The sequence below is a fragment of the Salinicola sp. genome (assembly GCF_982684285.1).
Genome location: NZ_CEXLVS010000291.1, coordinates 1 through 4,602, shown reverse-complemented (window position 1 = coordinate 4,602; position 4,602 = coordinate 1). Strand labels below are relative to the sequence as shown.

The 4,602-nt window shown below is 66.7% G+C and carries 6 protein-coding genes; all 6 read right to left on the bottom strand.

The genetic code is table 11. The annotated features are described in order from the left end of the window. Window positions 1-290 precede the first annotated feature (290 nt). Window positions 291-1,328 (bottom strand): ABC transporter substrate-binding protein, encoded by a 1,038-nt coding sequence (locus AC3AYF_RS18430; protein ID WP_149433777.1) that lies wholly within the window; start codon window positions 1,326-1,328, stop codon window positions 291-293. A 74-nt stretch (window positions 1,329-1,402) separates the two neighbouring features. After that, window positions 1,403-2,161 (bottom strand): ATP-binding cassette domain-containing protein, encoded by a 759-nt coding sequence (locus AC3AYF_RS18425; RefSeq protein WP_295041127.1) that lies wholly within the window; start codon window positions 2,159-2,161, stop codon window positions 1,403-1,405. A 10-nt stretch (window positions 2,162-2,171) separates the two neighbouring features. After that, window positions 2,172-3,188, bottom strand: a complete 1,017-nt coding sequence (locus AC3AYF_RS18420) for an ABC transporter permease (protein ID WP_295041128.1) — start codon at window positions 3,186-3,188, stop codon at window positions 2,172-2,174. Then, window positions 3,146-3,484 carry an L-rhamnose mutarotase gene (locus AC3AYF_RS18415; protein WP_295041129.1) on the bottom strand — a complete coding sequence of 113 codons (339 nt, stop codon included), beginning with the start codon at window positions 3,482-3,484 and terminating at the stop codon, window positions 3,146-3,148. The genes AC3AYF_RS18420 and AC3AYF_RS18415 overlap by 43 nt, the downstream gene beginning before the upstream one ends. A gap of 18 nt (window positions 3,485-3,502) precedes the next feature. Next, the gene (locus AC3AYF_RS18410) at window positions 3,503-4,303 is read right to left on the bottom strand and encodes an L-fucose dehydrogenase (RefSeq protein WP_295041130.1); all 801 of its coding nucleotides are present in this window, start codon (window positions 4,301-4,303) and stop codon (window positions 3,503-3,505) included. Then, window positions 4,300-4,602: amidohydrolase family protein (locus AC3AYF_RS18405; protein ID WP_295041131.1), on the bottom strand; the 303-nt coding region annotated here is incomplete at its 5' end. The genes AC3AYF_RS18405 and AC3AYF_RS18410, both read right to left, overlap by 4 nt.

Here is a 4,602-nt window from a genome sequence, read left to right as displayed (position 1 = left end):
TGCCGCCGAAGGCGTGAATATCGGTGCCGCAGATGCCGATACGGCGAATCGCCACCAGCGCCTCGCCGGGCCCGCAATCGGGCACCGGCCGGTCGATGACGGCCATCTCGCCGGGCTTCGAACAGACGACGACTTGCATGTGTGGACTCCTGAAACGCCGACCTCGTATGCCAAAGGAACAAAGGTCGGACCATTGCGTGGACGGTCGGCCCGGCGGGGTACCCAAATCGCCGGGCGTAAGATCGATCGAAGGGGCCGGCCCGACTCGGCGGGCTCGGCCCCGGCTCGGGTTACTCGTCGCCTGCCGCAGTCGCGGTCGGTGCCAGATAGGGCGTCAACTTGCGCTGCTTGGGGTCGAGCAGGCCGGTGAAGTCGGGTTCGTCGACGCTCTCGGTGGTCGCGACGTGGACGCCGGTGTCGACGCTCTTGGGTAGCGCGACGCCCTGGGACGCGGCGTAGGCGAACCACACCCCGGAGTACCCCATCATGTAGGGATCCTGGACGACCAGGGAATCGATCACGCCCTGGCGCAGGAAATCCACCTCGAGCTCGCTGGAGTCGAAGGCCACCAGGCAGACGTCGTCCGCGCTCTGTTCGGCAAAGGCGGTACCGGCACCGTCTCCCATCAGCTGGTTGTCGGCGAAGATGCCCTTGAGCTCGGGGTAGCGATTGAGCAGGTCGAGGGTATCGTTCATCGCCTTGGTGGTGTCGTTGTTGGCGACGCGATTGTCGACCACCTCGATGTCCGGGTACTCGCCGATCGCATCCAGGAAGCCGTTGTCACGGGAGACCAGCGACTCGCCGTTGGGGTTGGTGCGCAGGTACGCCACCTGACCGGAAGCCTCGCCGTTGGTCCGCTCGATACACTCGGCCAGCGCATGTCCGGCGCGCTGGCCCGCGGCGAAGTTGTCGGTGGCGATCAACGAGGCGTAGCGATCAGTGTCGACGCCGGAGTCGATGATCACCACCGGAATGCCGGCGGCGGTCGCGCTCTCCACCGGACCGGCCATGGCATCGGTGGAAACCGGGGCGAGGACGATCGCCGTGGGCTTGCGGCTGATCAGGTTCTCCATGATCGAGATCTGGCGGGCGACCTCGGTCTCGTTGGCCGGCCCCAGCTCCTCGATCTGGATGCCGAGACGGTCGGCTGCCTGGTGGGCGCCGTCGAACACCGCCTGCCAGTAGGAGGCGGTGGTCGCCTTGATCACCACCGGAATGGTGATGTCGGCGTCCTGGGCGCTGGCGAGCGGGCTGGTCGAGAGCCCGGCGAGCGCAACGCCGAGGGCGAGCGGGGCGAGTCGACGTGAGCGTGGCGTGTGGCTTGGCATGAGCGTTCTCCGCATATTGTGGTTGGTCTTCGGGTCCTGCGGTCGTTGCTGCCTTTCGAAATGGAGTGCCGCGTTCAGGCGGCGCTCTCCCGGCGTTCGCTGTAGCCGGTCATGTACTTGATCAGCTCCTCCTGGGTGGTCTCCTCGGATCGCGCGACGTGGACGATGCGGCCGCGATACATCACCGCGATGCGGTCGGCGACTTCCAGGATCTCCACCAGGTTGTGACCGATGTAGATCACGCCGACGCCCTTGGCGGCGAGCATTCGCGATAGCTTGATGACGTTCTCCCGCTCCATCACCGCCAGCGCGGCGGTGGGCTCGTCGAGGATCACCACCTTGGCATCCCAGTAGAGTGCGCGCGCGATGGCGACGGCCTGGCGTTGCCCGCCGGACAACCCCGCGACCGTGCTGGCGCCATCGGGGATGTGGCTTTCGATGCTATCGATCAGCCGCTGCGTCTCCTGCAGGATGCGCCCGCGATCGATCACCGGCAGCAGGCCGAGCCAGCGGCGGACCGGCTCGCGCCCCAGGAAGATATTGGCGCCCACCGAGAGTTCGTCGGCCAGCGCCAGATCCTGATAGACGGTCTCGATGCCGGCGCGGCGCGCCTCCTTGGGGGAGTCGAATGCCACCGCCTTGCCACCGAGGGCGATGTCGCCGCTGTCGCGGCGGTAGACGCCGGAGATGTGCTTGATCAGCGTCGATTTGCCGGCGCCGTTGTCACCCACCACGGCGAGCACCTCGCCGGCGTCGAGGGTGAGGTCGACCCCGCAGAGGACTTCCACGGCACCGAAGCGTTTCTTGAGATCCCTGACTTCGAGTAGCGACATGGTCGGTCTCCTATTTCACGCCGCTCTGGCGGCGCTTATGCAGGTTGTCGACATAGACGACCGCGGCGATGAGAACCCCGGTCGCGACCATCTGCCAGAACGAGTCGATGCCCAGCAGGTTGGCGGCGTTGGCGATGGTGGCGAACAGCAGGGCGCCGATGAAGGTGCCGAGTACGCTACCGCGACCGCCGAACAGGCTGGCGCCCCCCACCACGGCGGCGGCGATGGCGTTGAGCTCGTAGGCGACCCCGGCGGTGGGCGAGCCGATGCTCATGCGCGCCATCAGCAGCATGCCGGCGATGCAGGCAGTGACGGAGCTGACGATGTAGGCGAAGAAGACGATGCGCTTGATGTTGATCCCTGCGCGGCGGGCGGACTCGTGGTTGCTGCCCATGGCGATCATGTAGCGTCCGGTGCGCGTACGGCTGAGGATGAAGTGCAGCACCACGCCGATGACCAGCATGCTCCAGAACAGCGACGGAATGCCGAGCCACTCGGCGCGGGCAAAGGCGGAGAGCGCCTTGGGCAGGCCGAACACGCTGGTGCCGTCGCTGACCAGGAAGGCGCCACCGCGAAACGCCTGCAGGCCGGCGAGGGTGATGATGAAGGCCGGGATGCCGAGGCGGTAGACGGAGAAGGCGTTGAGCGAGCCGATTGCCACGCCGAGTACGAGCGTCAGCGCAATGGCGAGGGGAATCGGCACGCCCGCGGTCAGCAGCGTCGCGCAGACGACGCCGGAGAGCGCCACCACCGAGCCCACCGACAGATCGATACCGCGGATCAGGATCGGGAACAGCACGCCGAAGGCGATGATGCTGTCGATCGACACCTGGCGCAGAATGTTGACCACGTTATTGGTCGTCAGAAAGGTCGAGGTCGTCAGCGCCATCACCACCCATAGCAGTAGCGTGAGGCCGAGCACCAGCGTCTCCACCGGTAGGCCCCACTTGCGCAGGTGGCGCGTGCGCGTGGCTGCCGGGGCTTTCATGCCGCGCCCAAGCGGTAGATTGGCGTCATGGGTTGCCATTTGTTGTTCTCCTCCGTCCAGGGCGTCGGGCGCTGGTAGCGCCACATTTCCGCCTCCCACCGTTGCACCGCCGGGTTGTCACGCTCGGCGGCGGCCATGGCGTCGAAACTGAATCGGTCGTCATCGGTTTCCATGACCATGACCAGTCGCGAGCCCAAGCGAAAAATCTCCAGGCTTTCCACCCCGCAGTCGCGCAGGTGTGATTCGACTTCCGGCCAGACCTCCCGGTGTCGGCGCTCGTACTCGGCAATCGCGGCGTCGTCTTCGGCCAGGTCCAGCGCCAGGCAGTAACGCATGTCTTCGACCTCCGTTCGTCAGCCTTGCCGATCCGTTGCCGAAGGCGCCGTCATGGCGCGATCGAGATGAACGTAGCCGCCGTCGACGAACAGCCACTGACCGGTGGTGTGGGACGCCCGTGGCGACAGCAGGAACAGCGTGCTGTCGGCGATCTCCCGGGGCTCGGTCATGCGCTGGCCGAGGGGAATCGTGGCGGTGATGGCGGCGAGGCGGGCCTCGCTGTCGTCGAAGCTGTCGATCCAGCGGCGATAGAGCGGGGTCATGACCTCGGCCGGCACCACCGCGTTGACGCGAATGCCGTCGCCGGCGAGGCTCACCGCCCACTCCCGGGTCAGCGCCAACTGGCCACCCTTGGCCGCGCTGTAACCACTGGTACCGCCCTGGCCGGTGAGCGCGGTCTTGGAGGCGACATTGACGATGGCGCCACGGCTTCGCCGCAGGTGGGGCAGGCTGTGATGCGCCATGGCGTAGTAGTGGAGCAGATTGCGGTCCAGCGAGGCCTGGAACGCCTCGACCCCGGCCTCGAGCCCGACCCGGTCGTTGACCCCGGCGTTGTTGACCAGCCCATCGAGCCGCCCATGCCGGTCGACTATCCGGGCCACCGCCGAGCGGCAGGCTTCGTCGTCGGTCAGCTCCGTGGCGATGAACTCTATGCTGCCGGCTTCGCGGAGCTTCGCCAGCCATTCCGCCGGCGGTTCGTCGCGCGCCACGATGATCGGTATCGCCCCCTCGGCGACCAGCGCTTCGCTGATCGCAGCCCCGATGCCGGAGGCGCCGCCGGTGACGATGATGACGTTGTCTTGGATTTCCAGGTTCATGTGCCGGGCTCTTTATCGTTGTCGGGAGCGTTCAGCGAGCGCACATCAGGCATCTTCAAGCCATACAGGCGTCGAGCGTTGCCGCCGAACAGCGCTTTCTTGTCGAGCCCGCGTCGGGTGGCCCAGTCATCGATCAGCGCCAGGACGTCGTGATAGCTTCCGGCCACCAGGCAGACCGGCCAGTCGGAGCCGAACAGCAGCCGCTCCTCACCGAACGCTTCCAGCGCCACGTCGAGATAGGGCTGGATGTCGTGAGCACGCCAGTGCCGCCAGTCGGCTTCGGTGATCAGCCCGGAGAG

Bases quoted from the DNA above. Each gene is read 5' to 3' on its own strand.
- AC3AYF_RS18430 (WP_149433777.1), bottom strand. From the start codon at position 1,328: ATGCCAAGCCACACGCCACGCTCACGTCGACTCGCCCCGCTCGCCCTC.
- AC3AYF_RS18425 (WP_295041127.1), bottom strand. From the start codon at position 2,161: ATGTCGCTACTCGAAGTCAGGGATCTCAAGAAACGCTTCGGTGCCGTG.
- AC3AYF_RS18420 (WP_295041128.1), bottom strand. From the start codon at position 3,188: ATGGCAACCCATGACGCCAATCTACCGCTTGGGCGCGGCATGAAAGCC.
- AC3AYF_RS18415 (WP_295041129.1), bottom strand. From the start codon at position 3,484: ATGCGTTACTGCCTGGCGCTGGACCTGGCCGAAGACGACGCCGCGATT.
- AC3AYF_RS18410 (WP_295041130.1), bottom strand. From the start codon at position 4,303: ATGAACCTGGAAATCCAAGACAACGTCATCATCGTCACCGGCGGCGCC.